The organism is Bacillus sp. V2I10, assembly GCF_030817055.1.
Classification (GTDB): domain Bacteria; phylum Bacillota; class Bacilli; order Bacillales; family Bacillaceae; genus Bacillus_P.
This window is the reverse complement of sequence record NZ_JAUSYV010000001.1, coordinates 4,369,099-4,385,879: the sequence shown is the minus strand read 5'-3', so window position 1 is coordinate 4,385,879 and position 16,781 is coordinate 4,369,099. Positions and strand designations below refer to the sequence as shown.

10 protein-coding genes and 1 pseudogene are annotated in these 16,781 nt (G+C 37.6%); 10 read left to right on the top strand and 1 reads right to left on the bottom strand.

The genetic code is table 11. The features are described from left to right. Window positions 1-377: 377 nt before the first annotated feature. The 10 genes and pseudogenes from QFZ72_RS22315 (at window position 378) to QFZ72_RS22270 (ending at window position 14,762) form a co-directional block, all read left to right on the top strand. Window positions 378-1,130, top strand: a complete 753-nt coding sequence (locus QFZ72_RS22315) for a DeoR/GlpR family DNA-binding transcription regulator (RefSeq protein ID WP_307437908.1) — start codon at window positions 378-380, stop codon at window positions 1,128-1,130. Between the two features lie 648 nt (window positions 1,131-1,778). Next, window positions 1,779-2,750 (top strand): ABC transporter substrate-binding protein, encoded by a 972-nt coding sequence (locus tag QFZ72_RS22310; RefSeq protein WP_307437907.1) that lies wholly within the window; start codon window positions 1,779-1,781, stop codon window positions 2,748-2,750. Window positions 2,751-2,830: 80 nt separating this feature from the next. Continuing rightward, a complete protein-coding gene (locus QFZ72_RS22305) occupies window positions 2,831-4,387 on the top strand; it encodes a sugar ABC transporter ATP-binding protein (RefSeq protein WP_307437905.1) in 1,557 nt (518 codons plus the stop codon). A 6-nt stretch (window positions 4,388-4,393) separates the two neighbouring features. After that, the gene (locus tag QFZ72_RS22300; protein ID WP_307437903.1) at window positions 4,394-5,380 is read left to right on the top strand and encodes an ABC transporter permease; all 987 of its coding nucleotides are present in this window, start codon (window positions 4,394-4,396) and stop codon (window positions 5,378-5,380) included. Window positions 5,381-5,422: 42 nt separating this feature from the next. Beyond that, window positions 5,423-6,475: pseudogene (locus QFZ72_RS29815) on the top strand (glycoside hydrolase family 32 protein); the annotation flags it as partial. Between the two features lie 30 nt (window positions 6,476-6,505). Then, window positions 6,506-9,049, top strand: coding sequence for a GH32 C-terminal domain-containing protein (locus tag QFZ72_RS22290; RefSeq protein ID WP_307439939.1), 2,544 nt, complete (start codon window positions 6,506-6,508; stop codon window positions 9,047-9,049). Window positions 9,050-9,836: 787 nt separating this feature from the next. Continuing rightward, a complete protein-coding gene (locus QFZ72_RS22285; protein WP_307437901.1) occupies window positions 9,837-10,250 on the top strand; it encodes an LURP-one-related family protein in 414 nt (137 codons plus the stop codon). Window positions 10,251-10,837: 587 nt separating this feature from the next. Further along, window positions 10,838-11,728: a PhzF family phenazine biosynthesis isomerase gene (locus QFZ72_RS22280; RefSeq protein ID WP_307437899.1), complete on the top strand. Its 891-nt coding sequence runs from the start codon at window positions 10,838-10,840 to the stop codon at window positions 11,726-11,728. A gap of 328 nt (window positions 11,729-12,056) precedes the next feature. Further along, window positions 12,057-13,613, top strand: coding sequence for an amidase family protein (locus tag QFZ72_RS22275; RefSeq protein ID WP_307437897.1), 1,557 nt, complete (start codon window positions 12,057-12,059; stop codon window positions 13,611-13,613). Between the two features lie 642 nt (window positions 13,614-14,255). Further along, entirely contained in the window at window positions 14,256-14,762 is a 507-nt protein-coding gene (locus tag QFZ72_RS22270) for a GNAT family N-acetyltransferase (RefSeq protein ID WP_307437896.1), read from the top strand. A 353-nt stretch (window positions 14,763-15,115) separates the two neighbouring features. On the opposite strand, the gene glpT is transcribed toward QFZ72_RS22270, so the two are convergent. After that, complete coding sequence (gene glpT, locus QFZ72_RS22265; RefSeq protein WP_307437894.1) at window positions 15,116-16,477, bottom strand: glycerol-3-phosphate transporter; 1,362 nt, start codon at window positions 16,475-16,477, stop codon at window positions 15,116-15,118. Between the last annotated feature and the right edge of the window lie 304 nt (window positions 16,478-16,781).

Here is a 16,781-nt window from a genome sequence, read left to right as displayed (position 1 = left end):
GGTCATACATTTGACCGATGGACCAAACTCCTTCAGCCGTTATATATCTTTAGTTGTTCCAAAGAATTTATCGACAACAAACAATTCCCAATAAGACTTTTTATATTTGGTTTTATAACCATTAGGTTTTAATAAATTTAAAGAATCATGATAAAGATCTATTAATGACATTATTAAGTTTTGGCATAAAGAAGCCTTGTTATTTCATTTTTCATTTATTTCTTGATTTGGACCTGGCGTTTTTTGTCCGGTTTTTCTTCTTAAATAGTTAGATAAGAAATACAACTTGAAAATTCCATTTATGTGCTTTTTTATACTATACTAAGCTAAAAGAAGTAATTTATACGATGAATAACAAGTAATAAGGGGGAGGTATTTTGCTTATAACTGAGCGTCATCGTTTGATATTAGATTATTTAAAGGAAAAAGAGAATGTTAAGGTTCATGAACTAGTAGAGTTAACAAAAAGTTCAGAATCTACATTGCGGCGCGATTTGGATCAACTCGAAAAGCAGAACTATGTAAAACGTGTACATGGCGGTGCTTCACTGTTACAACGAAAACGTGAAGAACCAAGCATGATTGAAAAATCAACTCAGAATCTTAAAGAAAAAAACATTCTAGCAAAATATGCTGCCCAACTAATTGAAGTTGGAGATTGTGTATACCTTGATGCAGGTACAACAACCTATCAAATGATACAGTATTTAGACCAAGAAAACATTGTTGTGGTTACAAATGGGATTGACCATTTGGATGCATTACTTGAAAAAGATATAAATACTTATATAATTGGAGGATATGTAAAAAAAGTAACAAAAGCGATGATTGGCAGCAATGCATACGAAAGTATTCAAAATTATCGATTTGATAAAAGCTTTATAGGAACAAATGCAATCCACCATGATCTAGGTTTTACTACTCCGGATCCTGAAGAAGCACAACTGAAAGCAAAAGCTATCTATCTCTCTCGTGAATCGTTTGTACTTGCAGATCATACGAAATTTGGAGAAGTCTCATTTTCTGAATTTGCAAAACTACATCAAGCTAAAATCATTACGAATGAAGAAGATTCGATAATATTGGAGAAGTATAAGGAGAAAACGGAAATTTACTGTGCAGCTTTTTAATAAACTCTCATTTTTTCTACATATAATATCTTTTAATTGGAGCTGACCCAGATGTCTACTGAATAGACAATAGGGGTTTAAAGCTCTTTTTATTTTGCCTTGAATATGCAACATCTCAAAAAAAATTTCCCCCTTTTACATTTAGTTTCACAAAATAAATATATTGGTAAACCGTTTTTGAAATTGGAAAGAATGCACTGAAAATCAAAATCTTCCATTATTCATTCAAAAACTCCTAATAATACTCATATTGAGAATTGTTGCAAAAAGTAAAATTAGCTAACATTTACATTTTTAATATAATTTACTGAATTTTCTCAATATATTGACAGTTTTTGAAGGGCATAATATAATCAAAATCAATCAAAAAGAGTCATAAATAAGCAGATTAAATTGTAAAATCCACCATAAAAAATCATAACTTCTTCACTTCTTTCAACTTGAACCCACTAATCAAATATTGGAATTTTCATTATCGATATATTCTAAAATCATTCAGAACATCTTTAAAGAAAAATGAAATCATATTTGAACGACTTAAAGGAGGTGATGTAGCCACAAGATTGTAAGCGTTATCAATGGTATTATCAATTTATTTAATTCTATGAAAAGTGAAATTCGTATTTATTAATTTCTAGGGGGCTCACAATGAAAAAAAGTGTAAAAAAATTATTAGTGCCAGTTTTAATGTCTGTAATTGTTCTAATGTCTGCATGCAGTAGTGCAAGTGAATCTTCAAATGAAAGTACTGGGCAGGAAAATAGTAACGATAAGTTAAAAATCGGATTAACTGTAGGTACTTTAGCAAATCCATTTTTCGTTGCCATGGGAAAGGGTGCTGAAGAAGCAGGGAAGGAATTAGGTGCAGAGATTCTTGTTGAAAGTGCTGAATACGATCTGGCAAAGCAAACGTCTCAAATTGAAAACTTTATTACGAAAAAGGTAGATGTTATTTTATTAAATGCTGTTGATACGAAGGGGATTGCGGCAGCTGTTCAACAAGCAAAGAATGCAGGGATTCCTGTAATCGCAGTTGATACGAATGCAGAGGGCGGTGTTGATGCAACGGTCACTTCAGATAACTACCAAGCAGGTCAGCTTGCTGGTGAATATGTGGTTGAACAATTAAATGGAAAAGGAAACATTGTTATTATCGATGGACCTCCAGTTTCAGCCGTAACAGATCGTATTCAAGGATTTGAGGATGTAATTAAAGAGTCAGGAATTAAAGTAGTTGCAAAGCAAAATGGTGAAGGAAACCGTGAAAAAGCATTATCTGTTATGGAAAGTATTTTGCAAGCGAATTCATCTGGATCAATTGACGCTGTATTTGCGATCAATGACCCTGAAGCAATCGGAGTAGAAATTGCTTCAGAGCAAGCTGGAAGAAAAGATGAGTTTTTCATTGTTGGTGTTGACGGTGCTCCTGAAGCGGCAGAAGCAATGGCGAAAGAAGGAAGCTCTATTATGGCGACTTCCGCTCAATCACCTAGTGAAATGGTGAAAACAGCAGTTGGAATTGGCATGAAAGTGAAAAATGGTGAAGACGTTGAAGAGCTTATTAAAGTACCTGTTGAGCTAGTCACTCAAGAAACATTAGATTCTTACAAGGGTTGGTAAGCCTCCCTAATGAAAGAGGCTGATAAGGGTCCATCGCCTTATTCAGCCTTTTTAAAATAAATAAGGGGTGGGATTGACGTATGGCTGTTAAAGAGGTGTTAACAAAAAAACAATACATGATGAAAACGCCGGTACTGAATATGGAAGGGATAAGTAAAACATTCTCAGGTGTAAAGGTGTTAAACAATGTGAGAATTGAGCTCTATCCAGGTGAAGTACACGCTTTAATGGGAGAAAACGGCGCCGGGAAATCAACCTTTATGAAAATTCTTGCAGGAATCCATTCTCCAGATCATGATGGAGGGACCATCTATTTAAAAGGTCAGCCCATATCATGGAGGGATCCTGTTGATGCAAGGAATAGAGGAATCAGTGTGATCCACCAGGAGTTAAATCTCTCTCCTAATCTTACAATCAGTGAAAATATATTAATGGGTTCAACTTTTCCGAAAAATCGCCTAGGAATGGTCAAATGGGATGAGGTACATGAACGTGCACAAATAGTGTTAGATTCAATGGGATCTAATCTGATTCCCCGTCAACTCGTTTCAACCTTGAGTGTTGCACAACAGCAAATGGTCGAGATTGCACGAGCATTATCCTTTAAGTCAGAGGTTCTTATAATGGATGAACCTACAGCCTCGCTGACAGATAAAGAGATTACGAAGTTGTTCCAAATTATTGACGATTTAAAAAAACAAGGAGTTGCGATTGTTTATATTTCTCATCGGATGGACGAAATCTTTAAGATTTCCAATCGATTCACTGTCTTACGTGACGGTGAGTGGATTACAAGCGGGCCGATTGAAGAGACAAATCCCGACCACCTCGTAAAGCTAATGGTAGGGCGTGATTTAAAAGATTTATTTAATCGAACAAGGGCATCTGGGACAACACTCTCATATGGAGGTGCCCCTGCTCTAGAGCTGAAGAATGTTTCTGATAATACCATTGTAAAAGATGTTTCGTTTAAACTTTACCCTGGTGAAATTGTTGGTTTAGCAGGACTAGTAGGTGCAGGTCGGACAGAGCTGGTTAGGGCACTATTTGGCGTATCAGAGCTGAAAAAAGGTGAAATTTACGTAGATGGTAAGGCTGTAAACATAAAATCGCCAATCGATGCCATGGCAAATGGAATTGCTCATGTGCCAGAAAGTCGGAAGGAACAAGGTTTATTTTTATCGATGTCAGTAAAAGAGAATCTATTAATGGCAGAATTAAAGAAGCATTCTAAATCAGGGATTGTTAGCTGGAAACAGGTTAATGAAAGTGCGGATCGCTATATAAAAGATTTAAATATAAAAATTGCCTCTCCTGAACAGCAAGTTTCAAACCTAAGCGGCGGCAATCAACAAAAGGTAGTCATCGCAAAATGGCTGTCGATTGCACCAAAGGTTTTACTGCTTGATGAGCCAACTCGTGGTGTTGATATTGGAGCAAAAACGGAAATACACAAAATTGTCTCAAAGCTTGCGGAGGAAGGCTTAGCCGTATTGGTGATTTCATCTGAGCTTCCAGAAGTATTAGGAATAAGTGATCGAATACTTGTCATGTGTGAAGGAAGATTGACTGGTGAACTTTCTAGAGAAGAGGCGACACAGGAAAAAATTATGCATTTAGCTACTAGAGGGGAGTAAAGAAAAATGAAGGCAAATATTCAATCAGCTTCACGACCGCAAAGCCTGCAGGTAGGTAATATCCTTCATGATCTATGGAATCGTTTAGGGATGATTATGATTCTATTACTATTATGTATTGTTCTTTCGTTCACAGCCCCTAACTTTTTGGATACAGCCAATATGTTAAATGTCCTAAAGCAGGTTTCCATTATTGCGATATTAGCTGCAGGAATGACAATTGTTATTTTAACAGGCGGCATCGATTTATCAGTTGGTTCCATAGTTGCTCTATCTGGTGTTATATCAGTTATGGTTTCTGCTGCAGGAGTTAATCCAATCATTGCGATGTTATCAGGTGCAGCAGTAGGTTATGCAGTAGGACTTATTAATGGCTTTTTTACGGCAAAAACGAAATTGCCATCATTTATCGTGACATTGGGAAGCTTTACGTATGTTCGTGGTCTTGCTTATGTCATAAGTGGCGGCTATCCAATTGTTTTGCAAAATGAAACCTTTAAATTCATTGGCGGCGGGGCTATTTTCGGCATACCTACGCCGATCTATATCATGCTTATTGTGTATGGTGTGATGTTTTTTGTTCTAAAGTATACAATGTTTGGCCGCCATATTTATGCAATTGGCGGAAATGAAGAAGCTGCGCGCTTAACCGGAATCAAGGTTGAAAAGTCATTAATAAACGTTTATTCCATTAGCGGCCTGTTAGCTGGTTTAGGGGGCGTTGTATTAGCAGGAAGATTGTATTCCGGCCAGCCGACCGCAGGCCAAATGTATGAATTAGATGCCATTGCTGCGGTTATTTTAGGCGGAACAAGCTTAACTGGAGGAAAGGGCAGAATACAAGGAACGATCATCGGGGTTTTAATCATGGGTGTGATTAGTAATGGTTTAACACTTATGGATGTGAATTATTATTGGCAGCTAGTTGTTAAAGGCGGTGTAATTGTAGCAGCCGTTTTATTAGATCGTTTAAGAGGAAGCAGTGCAGCATAAACTTCACCGCGTTATTAAAATGACAAAGGAGTTTATATGAAAATGTCCATAAAAAGGAAGATTTCTGTACTTCTAATCAGCTTGACTGTTCTTAATTTTCCATTTACAAGTGTTTTTGCTGCAGAAGATTCAGGGTATTATAAAGAACCTTTTCGTAATCAATTTCATTTTTCCCCTGAAGCAAACTGGATGAATGATCCTAATGGAATGGTCTATTATGACGGTGAATATCATTTGTTTTATCAGTATCATCCATATGGAACGACATGGGGCCCGATGCATTGGGGTCATGCTGTAAGTAAAGATCTTGTGCATTGGAAGCATTTGCCGATTGCCTTATCGCCAGATGAAAACGGTGATATTTTCTCAGGAAGTGCTGTGATCGATTGGAACAATACAGCAGGATTTGGAATGGAAGCAATGGTTGCCATCTTTACTCATTCAGGGGAAAAAGGCCAAGTCCAAAGTCTTGCCTATAGCCTTGATAAAGGAAGAACGTGGAAAAAATATGAAGGTAATCCTGTTATGCCAAATCCTCCTATCCCTGATTGGCGTGATCCGAAGGTTTTTTGGCATGAAGATTCAAGCAAGTGGGTGATGTCGTTAACAGCAAAGAATAAGGTCATGTTTTATACGTCACCAAATTTAAAAGATTGGGAGTTTGCTAGTGAATTTGGACCAGATGGCGGGATCCAAGCGAATAGTCTTGATCGCACCTCTTACGCGATGTCCTCGCAAATAGGCGGATCGTTTAGCTATGAGAGTGACATTACCCTTAACGAAAAGAATGGGAGAGAAGGTGCAGGTGGCCTTGTTTTTCGTGCTGACAAGAGTGCGAAGAATGGATATGTGGCCAACCTGGATGCAAAAAACGATGTTGTCACATTAAGTAAAAATGTCGATGGTATTACGAAAGAAATAGCCCGCAAACCATTATCTCTAAAAACCTCAACGACCTATCATATGAAGATAGATGCCAATGGGGATCAAATCAAAGTTGCTGTAAACGATCAGCTTGTTATTGAAGCAAATGATCCATCTTTTGAAAACGGTTACTATGGATTGTCTGCATGGAATTCTACAGCAGCTTTTCGAAATGTTGAATTTAATAATAAATCAAATTTTGTGACGAACCTGTCTAAATGGAAGGTTGTAAATGGCACTTGGGAAGATACGTTAGCTGGGAAAAATGGGACCTCTGCGGATGATGCGTTTATTATAAGCGGTCAAACGGCTGATGACTTATTATATGAAGCGGATCTAATGATTTCTGGAGATAAAGGAGAAAATGGAGCAGGAGCACTCGTTTTCCGAGCAGATGCTGATGCAAAGAATGGTTATTTTGCAAATATCGATGCACTGAATGATATGATCAAACTAATGAAAATTGAAAATGGACAGATATCAGTCTTAGCTGAAAAAGCGAGGAGTCTTGATACAGATAAATCCTATCATTTAAAAGTTAGTACGTACGGTGAAAACATAAAAGTATATGTAGATGGTGAGCTCATTTATGACATAAAAGACGCGACGTTTTCATCTGGCTATGTAGGCTTGAACATTTGGAATTCGTCTACGAATTTTCAAAATGTTCAACTGAATAAGAACATCGTAACAAATGAGAAGGAAATCAAGAACCATGATTTTGAAACAGGTGATTTAACTGGTTGGAACCTAATTGAAGGTAATGCATTTACAAATGATCATGTGACAGATGCTGCATCCTATTGGGGCGGTCCATTTGGCCATGAAGGAAACTACCATTTATGGGGATTTTCGGATCGTCAAAATGGTGATGATGCAACCGGTGAACTGCATTCCTCGTACTTTAAGCTTGGCGGCACAGGTGAAATTAACTTCTTATTAGGCGGTGGCAATGACATAAACAACCGGTATGTTTCATTAGTAAGAGCCTCTGATAACAAAGAATTAATTCGCCAGGCTAATACGAAATTTAATGAGGAAAAGTATAATAAATACGTATGGGATGCTTCTGAATATATCGGAGAAGTGCTATATATGAAAGTGGCTGACCAAGCTGTAGGCGGCTGGGGTCATATAAATATTGATGATGTTCATTTTTATAATGAAGGTCCTATGTCAGCAGAAGTTGACAATTCTGCAAAAGAACCTGTTGAGGATGAGGCAGATAAGAATAGCGGAACCCTTACAGAATGGACGGCTGTTTCAGGTGAATGGATCCCTTCTACACACGGTAATAACGGTGGGATTTGGGAATGTCCTGCTTTAGTTGAATTACCAATTGATGGCGATCCAACAAAAACAAAGTGGGTGCTGCAAGTAAGTATTAATGATGGAGCTCCTGCTGGCGGGTCTGGCAGTCAATATTTTATCGGCAGTTTTGACGGAAAAACGTTTAAAAATGAGAATCCTTCTGATCAGGTATTATGGACTGATTATGGAGCTGATTTCTACGCAGCAGTCGAATGGAATGGAATTGAGGGTGAGAATGGCGAAAAATATTGGCTAGGATGGATGAGTAACTGGCAATACGCCAACAATACACCAACGGCATCTTGGAGAGGTTCAATGAGTCTGCCTCGTAAGATGGAGCTCACGCAAACAGAAGAGGGATTGCGATTAAAACAAACACCAGTTTCGAACAATTCGATTCGTGACACTAGCAAGAAAGTTTCTTTTAACAATAAAGAGATTTCAAATGAAAGTAATCTTCTAGATGATTTTTCAGGAGATACGTTTGAAATGATTGCTGAATTTGATGTCTCTAATACAACCTCAACTGAATTTGGCTTTGAAGTTCGCAAAGGTCCTATTGATGAGCATACGAAAATAGGATATGACGTTGCGAACAAGCAATTATTTGTTGACCGAACGAACTCTGATCGCTTTCATTACGGCAGCAATGTCGCAGCCATGCATGAAGGTCCTCTATCTGTATCAGATGGAACGGTTAAGATGCATATTTTTGTCGATCGTTCTGCTGTAGAAGTGTTTGGAAACAATGGAGAGACAGTTATTACTGATCAAATCTTCCCTAGTCCAACAAGTCAAGGAGTAAAGGTTTATAGTAAGGATGGAAATGTTACATTGAAATCCTTGAATATCTATCCTGTAAAAAGTATCTGGAAAAAAAGCGGCTTTAAATCAACCTTAAATGGATGGAAAGCTGTAAATGGCAAGTGGGCAGATACAATTGCTGGAAAACAGGGACAAAGCAGTGAGGATGCCTTCATTTTATCAAATGAAGCTGGAAGTAATTTTAAGTATGAAGCAGACATCAATATTCTTGATACGGACTCTCATCCGAATGATCCTAATAAGGATACAGCTGGTAACTTAGTCGGTGCAGGAGCATTAGTTTTCCGCTCCGATTCAGAAGGGAAAAACGGGTATGCTGTCAATGTTGATGTAAAACATAATGTTGTTAAATTAATCAAATTTGTTAATGGTGTTGGCTATGACCTTGTAGCATATAACAAGGATGGAAATCTAAATCTGCAAGCAAATAAAAGCTATCATCTCAAAGTAGTAACTGCAGGAAAAAGCATTAAGGCTTATTTAGATAGCAAGCTTGTCATTGACACAAACGACCAAACCTATAAAGAAGGATACTTTGGACTAAATGTCTGGGATTCAACCGTTGTGTTTAACCAAGTAAAAAACAAGGTTAACATGGGTACAAGATGATTGGGGGAGAATATATGAATGGTATTTTATTTTGAAGGAGGAGCCATTTCCTTAGACTCAACTTCATTGTATTATTTCCCTGATGCAATATATACTTTTCGTTCCTTATATTCTGATGTTCACTTTTGTCTGTAAACAACATAAAGTTGATGGGCTACCAATTCGGGTTTATCTAACTTATGGTGTTGAGTGGAATAGCTGAATATCCACCAAACATTTATGTTGCCATTACGGATATGATACGAGGGGAGAAAGACTCCTCTCAACTTTACTAAGCCTCAAAGTTTGAATGTCTGAAAGGTTGTATGTTTTTATTGTCTTGGCAACCAAGTAATAATTACATACTTGTTGAACTATAAGGGAGCGTACCTTCAATAAGATAACATAAATGATCTTCCACAATCGGACCAGATTGTGGAAGATCACTTATGTGTTTAAACGAGCAGATTATTCTTTTCGCCAACACAATGTGTAGGGGATAAATCTAGACGGTATGAGGACAATTGAGCACTGAAAAATGATTAAAATATAGAAAGACAAGTAAGGTGTATTTGAAAAGGACCTAATTAGTGTCCTTTCACATACACCTTTTTTAAATGAAATTTAAACTTTCCTCGTGAAATATTATAATTAGCCTTTTTTGATAAATCTTTTTTATAAACTAACAAAAGTAGGCCGTGCCGCATGAACAGGTGTAGACTAAAAACAATCTTGAGAGTAGTTTCACAAAAAAAGTCTGAAACATGTGCAATGCTCCGTTCGTATAAATAATAAAGGGGTGTTAGATATGGATAAATGCGTATACTTCACTGATCAATTTTTTTCTTCCGGCAGTACTGATATTTATAATGAATCACAAGAAAAGCTTGGAAAACTCGATTTGAAAAGTGCATTCACTTCAAGTGTGAGTGTGGAGAATGAAATAGGCGAAATCATTGTCGAAGGTAGCTTTCCGTTTTTATCTGGCAAATGGACAATTAAACAGCCGAATGGGAAGGAATTGGGCGAGGTAAAAGCTTCATTTTCATTCTTCACTAGGCGTTATAGTTATACAGCAAATTCCGGCAGATTTGAGATTGAGTCACCAGCCTTCTCAAAAGAATACACCATACTCGATGGGAACAAATCAGCAGTGGCGACATTCAAAAAAGTAAGTGGAATCTTTCAAGCAGCTGCATACGAATTCTCACAGAAGAATTGATAGCTGTAGTCATGGGGGTCAATGCAATTGAAAAACGCAGAAATTCAAGTGCCGGCGGAGGAGCGGGGGCATCTACATAAAATAAATGGATACCCTTATACTTTTTCAGGGTACCTATTTATAGTTAAGCTCTTGATGATGATAATGCTGCTTTTCTTCTTTAACTAACAGGCAGGAATGTTGAATAAGGACATTGGTTCGGGACGTTATATTTATGAAAGATTTACCCATCTTATTTAGTGTTCTATCATTAAGCTTAGGCATATTCATATGGTATATAATTTTCGTTATGATTAGAATGGAAATCATTTCAGCAGTTATATTAATTCAACTTACTATTTCTGTGATTGGACTTTTTAGGAGCGGTGAGAATAAACTTCTTATTTCGTTTGGCATTTTATTAAGTGTCTCGCCAGTTGTAACTTACGTTTATTTCAGTGGTACTCAGTAGCGAGGAAGGGTTACTAATTGGCTCGACATTGGGGGCGTTAATCCAAGAAGGGATTGACGCTTTTTTTATTGAAATCAATTGTTGTAGAAATTTTATCAGAGAGAGATTTGGAGGAAGATTAAAGGGGGAATTTATTTTGCCAAAAGTGTACGTAAAACATATTGATGCGTTTAGTTCGATTCCAGAGAAAGGGAATCCGGCTGGCGTCGTATTAAATGGCGAGGATTATACAGAAGAACAAATGTTAGCCATTGCAGAAAAGGTAGGCTTCAACGAAACAGCTTTTGTCGTTTCTTCCGATGTTGCTGATTTTCGCATCCGTTATTTCACACCTGGACATGAAATGAATTTATGTGGTCATGCGACAATGGGAACGGTTTATGCATTAAGAATGAATGGATTACTAGAACAATCACATTTTACAATTGAAACAAATGCAGGCGTATTGCCAATACATATTCATGAAGAAAATAATCAATTGCTTATCACAATGCAACATGCAAAACCCCAGTTTCAATCTTTTAGCGGTTCAAAGTCCGATTTAGCAGCTTCAATCGGATTACGAGAAGAAGATTTACATTCAAAATACCCAATTGTTTATGGCTGTACAGGAATTTGGACGTTAATTGTACCGATTAAAGAGTTAGCAAGCTTTGATAAAATGAATCCAGTGATAGAAAACTTTCCGAGTGTTTTAAAAGAAATGCCAAAAGCTTCTTTACATCCTATCTGTTTTGAAGTTCGAGATGATGAAAACGATATGCATGCTCGTCACTTTTCATCTCCTTATTCGGGTACAATTGAAGATGCCGTTACTGGAACGGCTTCAGGCGTGATGGGGGCTTATTATAAAACCTTTGTTAACAAAGACACTAGATTACCAACGACGCTTATTGTTGAACAAGGGCATGAAATCAATAAAGACGGACGAGTATATGTGCATGTAAAAGGAGAACAAGACCAATTAGATATCTCTATTTCTGGTACGGCTGTTTATGTTAAGAACATTGAGATTGAAATTGAATAAGTGGGGGGCTTTTTTTAACAATCAGGGAAGTGGACAGCTTTTTAGGGGACCAATTACATATTGCTATAAAATTTCAAGACAGAAAGCAAACCATTTTAATGTCGTTCCTGCAAAAGTTGCCAGCCAAAATACACTTGTTCCGAAATTCTAATACACAAGTTGCGAACTTCTATCAGGAAGTTCGCATTTTTTTTATTCCCTCATCAAGATAAAATTCAAAAAATGCTAAATCTCTCACTTTTATGTAAGGAAATCTCCCGTTTGTAGTGACTCTATGAAGAACTATTGATATATTCATAGAGTCTTAATTAAAAAGGGGGATTGGACTATGAGAAAGTGGTATAGGAAGCCGATTACTTTCGCGACCAGCTTAGTATTGGCGGGAAGCTTATATTCGACTTCGGCGGCTGCAGCTCCAAAAGCAGCAAATCCAGTTGAGAAAGGCCGTTTTACGGAGCAGATTGAAGAGGCATCAATCTTTGACCTGCAGCATGCGATGCAAAAGGGGGATTTGACCTCTGAGGAATTGGTTAAATTCTATCTGGATCGAATTGAGGAATACGATGACAGCATCAACTCCATCATTACAATCGATGAAGATGCCATTGCTGAAGCAAAGCAGCTTGACAAGGAGCGCAAAGCGGGTAAAGTCCGTGGGAAATTGCATGGAATTCCTGTAATTTTAAAAGACAATTATGATACATATGACATGCCAACTACGGCCGGATCCCTGTCGCTTGAAGGTTCGGTTCCACCGGACGATGCCTATCAAACAAAGAAATTTAGAGAAGAAGGAGCTATTATTTTAGGGAAAGCCAATCTTCATGAATTTGCGTTTGGATACCTAACCATCAGTTCACTTGGCGGCCAAACCTACAATCCGTATGATCTGACAAGGTATCCAGGCGGTTCGAGCGGCGGTACGGCAGCAGCGGTTGCTTCCAACTTTGCTGCAGTTGGATTAGGTACAGATACTGGAGGATCGATCCGGGTTCCGGCTTCCTTTAACAATCTGGTCGGAATACGACCAACGATGGGACTAGCCAGCCGTGATGGTATCATTCCACTTGCCCTTACCCAGGATGTGGGCGGACCAATTGCGCGTACCGTAGAAGATGCCGCGATAGTACTTGATGCGATTGCCGGCTATGACCCAGCCGACCCTGTTACCGCAGCAAGTAACGGGTACATTCCCAAAACCTATACACATTATCTTAAGAAGAATGGACTTAAGAATGCACGTATAGGAGTTGTGCGAGCCTTGTTTGGAAATGACCCGCAAATTAATAAAGGCATGGACCAGGCCATTGAGGATATGGAGGAGCTCGGAGCAGATGTAGTAGAAGTGACTGTTCCGAATCTAAATAAAATTATCTCCTATCCAAGCCTCAGTAACTTTGAATTTAAATTCGATCTCAACGATTATTTGGCTTCCCTGGGATCAAATGCACCTGTTAAGTCCCTTGCAGAAATTATCGATAGCGGAAAATACGACCCTAGCATTAAAAACAGCTTGATAGCAAGAAATAATAAAGAATCCTTAGAAAATGATCCTGTATATCAGGACATCATTACTAATCGTTCTAAGCTGGCAAAAGAAAGCCTAAATTCAGTCTTAAATGAAAATGAATTAGATGCGCTTGTTTATCCAACTTTAAATTCTTTGCCAGCTGTGATAGGAACAAATCAGGGATCCGGGTCTGCGCCAATGTTAAGCCCTTTCTCCGGTTTTCCAGCACTCTCTGTTCCAGCAGGTTTCAGCGACAGCGGCCTCCCAATCGGAATGGAGATGCTTGGCAGGGAATTCGCTGAGCCGACTTTGATTAAGCTCGCTTATTCTTACCAGGAAGGGACAGAGCATCGGAAAGCACCAGTACTAAAATAGAGAGAAAAAAGCCAATCATTTTTACTGAACTGCACCTCCAATTGTTATTTGTGTCTAACAATTGGGGTGAAGTTCACTTAAACCATTCAAGGAATTGGTTTTTTTACTATCTTTATGTGGTTAACATTATGTTAACTAGAAATTGAATTAGTTTCTTATATTGGTTCTACGACTAGTGAAATGATTCTAAAAGTATGCAATTCCAAAGAAGGGAAAAGTATTATAAAAGACCTGTATGCTCAAATGGGAACAAATCCATCTTTTAGGAATCCTGCTGTAGCTGTTAGTGTTGTTGTAGGGAATGCTGCTGGTTTGATAATGCATCACCATCCAATATAATACAAAAAAATATTTACGAATAACAAAAAACTCCTATTGTAGCCGTTCAGTTAAAGATTCGTATATAAATTAATTTCCTATAATCCTTCCTTATGTAAAATAGGTAGTTAAAGAAATATGCTTTTCTATCGGGCGCTTTTCCGGAACACGGAAAGCGTTTTTTTTATGGAATAAAAGACTGAGTAATGACCTAACTTTGAAACAATTGTATTAAGGGTAGGTTAGTGGGATAAGTATTTGTTGAAAGGATATTAGATGCAATATGTGGAATATCACTAACATTAATTTATGGGAGGAAGAAAAATGAATACCTCTGTCCTAAGTACCGAAAGATTAAATTTAAGAAAAATGAAAAAAGATGATGTTAAAAACCTGATGGGAATCTTCTCAGACCCAGAGGCTATGAGGTACTATCCTTCAACAAAAGACGAAAAGCAGACTATCGAATGGATTGACTGGACATTAGACAATTATGCTAAATATGGTGCAGGTCTCTGGATAGTAGAGGATAAGGAGACAGGAGAGTTTCTTGGACAGTGTGGAATTGTACCCCAAGAAGTAGATGGTGAAATAGAAATGGAGATCGGTTATCTTTTTGTTAGGCGTGTATGGGGAAATGGATATGCTACGGAATCTGCATTAGCTTGTAAGAGTTATGGGTTCGATCAAATGAAACTAAAAAAGATGGTTTCTTTACCTGATGTAAACAACATCCCATCTACTAAAGTTGCCGAACGAATCGGAATGAAAATCGAAAAGGTAATAAATAAATGGGGAAAAGAGGTATTTGTTTATTCTGTGTCAAAATAATGTTATAAGAAATATATTGTTTTTCAGCTATCAGGTGCTAATGGTCAATATGTGTGAACCAGTTTCAACGACCTGAGTTATTCCAGAATAGGGCGCCTCGTTAGCTGGATGCTATGGTTTCCCTGTTAGTAACTTCCTCAATCATAACGGAATGGTTGTTTGTTGCAATTCTATTCTTAAAATAACTAATGATGTTGGATGTAATGAAAATGGAAAGAACAGATAGTATGCCTTTTAAAAACTCTATTGAATAAAATTGAAACGCTAGGCTTTTATTGTGAACAAATTTCAAGAAGTTACACAAAAGAGGTGGTGGAATACATCTCCCACCACCACATTTCACAGAGAACCAATTAATGTTTTATAACTTCTTGTCCTCGAATATTCCAAGTGATTGCGAATAAGATAATTGCTAAAACACAAGAACCCGTTAATAACATAAATCCTCCATTCCAACTTGAAAATTGAACAACATACCCAAGTAAGGCATTAGCCATTACTGCTCCACCTAGATAACCAAATAAACCCGTTAATCCAGCTGCAGTACCTGCAGCTTTTTTAGGTACAAGATCAAGGGCTTGTAAACCAATTAACATGACAGGTCCATAAATTAAGAACCCAATCGAGATTAACGCAATATTATCTATCATTGGATTTCCTGCAGGGTTTAACCAATAAACAACAACTGCGATTAATACTCCCGCCATAAATACAGCACCGGCAGGTCCACGACGTCCTTTAAAAACTTTATCGGATATATAGCCACATAAAAGTGTACCTGGAATACCAGCCCACTCATATAAAAAGTAAGCAATACCTGATTCTTTCATATTGAATCCCTTTTCTTCACTTAAGTATATTGGTGCCCAGTCAAGCACACCATAACGTACGAAATAAACGAAGACATTCGCAATTGCAATGGCCCAAACCCATTTGTTATTTAATACGTGTTTGAAAAGGATTTCTTTCGTTGTCAATTCAGTTTCGTAGCTTTTTTTAGAATTATTCGCGTAATCATTACGATACTCTTCAATGGGAGGTAAGCCAACTGATTGAGGTGTATCACGCATTAAAATAAATGATAATACTGCTCCTAAGATTGCAACTAAAGCTGGTAATATAAATACTCCTTCATAACCTGTATAGGTTGCTCCAAAATATGTCGTAATAATTGAAATTCCACCAATCGCTAGTGGTGCCATTAAGCCACCACCTACATTGTGAGCGACGTTCCAAATTGCTGTTTTACCCCCTCTTTCACTTACACTAAACCAATGGACAAGCGTACGACCTGATGGTGGCCATCCCATTCCTTGGAACCAACCGTTTAAAAATAACATGACAAACATAATCGCAACGGACGATGTAAAGAAGGGGAAAAATCCCATAAATAAGTTAATAATAGCAGATAAAATCAGCCCTGTGACTAAGAAATACCGAGCATTACTACGGTCCGACACGGTTCCCATTACAAACTTACTTATCCCGTATGCAATCGAAATAGCAGACAATACTAGACCTAATTCCCCTGTTGTGAAACCTTTTTCAGTTAAATACGGCATCGCAAGAGAGAAGTTCTTACGAAGTAAATAATATGCTGCATAACCAATGAAAATCCCCATGAAAACTTGAAATCTAAGCTTTTTATACTCAGAATCAATCTTGTCTTCAGGTAACCTTTCAACTGGTGGGGCAGACTTAAATAGTTTAAGCATATAGTCCTCCTTTATTTTGAAGTTAACAAGAAATTGATATTGAATACAGAAAAAGACCCACACTTCAACAGACATACTTCCACTTGGAAAGTACCTTTGTAGTGTGAGTCTCCGAATCTCCATCACGTAGTTAACTTGTATATAAAAGTTAAACTTTTTTGGAAACGGTGTCAACATTTTTTTGTGACTATTTTACTTCTATTCTTATAGTGGGGTAGCACCACATCCCCATCATGCTAAATTGAATTGTTAACATCATAATAGGAAATAACGCTTTTCTTTAGTATATATTATTTAGGCATAG